Here is a 971-nt window from a genome sequence, read left to right on the forward strand (position 1 = left end):
AAATCACCCAAATAACGACCCTCTAAGTAACACTTTATCTAAATTTTGAAGTTGTAAAAGAGTTAAACGCTTTTTTAGTTTATGAGAATGCTTAAGCAGATTTCAAATTAAAGTTTAAAGAAAAATTTGATATTGAATTGTTAAAAAAAGATTGTATCAGCGTAATTCAATTTTAAACAGTAGCCACATATTAATACAATACATAAAAATGATACTTATAGACCACCCATATATTTCAGATTTTCTCATTAAAACGATTAAAGAAAATAATTTTGAAATTATTGCTACAAAAGAGGCAAAATCATTGGTTAATGATGATTCTATGAACTGGATTTCTGAATTTGATGCGAAAAATAAACTTTTAAAAACCCCCAATCCTCTAGTTTATACAAATTCCGAGAACTCATTAACATGGATTTTTAACAATCTAAAAGAAACCAAACTACCTGGCCAAATAAGATTATTTAAGGACAAACTTAATTTCAGAGAACTAACTAGAGCTATGTTTCCTGATTTCCTGTTTAGAGAAATTAAAATTGATGATATCCAAACCATAGATATTGATGAAGTAAAACTGCCATTTGTCATTAAGCCTTCCTTAGGTTTCTTTAGTATTGGAGTTCATATTATTCGTAACAAGTCTGACTGGCATATTGCTCAAAATGAATTAAACTATGAAAATTTAAAAAGTATGTATCCTAAGGAAGTAATGGATGCATCTACTTTTATTATAGAAGAATACATAGAAGGAGAAGAATTTGCTATAGATGCCTATTTTGATAAAGATGGAGAAGTGGTCATTCTTAACATCCTGCATCATATGTTTTCCTCAAGTACTGATGTAAGTGATAGGGTTTACTATACCTCTCATAGCATAATTCGCAAGTACAAAGAGAGCGTTGAGGCGTTTTTAAAACCTATAGGAAAAAAGCTGACTTAAAAAACTTTCCTTTACACATAGAGGTTAGAAT

Annotated in this window: 1 protein-coding gene; it reads left to right on the top strand. The window is 29.2% G+C overall.

Annotation, left to right across the window (positions count from 1 at the left end):
* The first annotated feature begins 208 nt into the window (after window positions 1-208).
* Window positions 209-940, top strand: coding sequence for an ATP-grasp domain-containing protein (locus IU405_RS00955; protein ID WP_231749436.1), 732 nt, complete (start codon window positions 209-211; stop codon window positions 938-940).
* Window positions 941-971: the final 31 nt, after the last annotated feature.

Origin of the sequence: Polaribacter sp. BAL334, assembly GCF_015767435.1 — a bacterium.
In the GTDB taxonomy this organism is placed as follows: Bacteria; Bacteroidota; Bacteroidia; order Flavobacteriales; family Flavobacteriaceae; genus Polaribacter.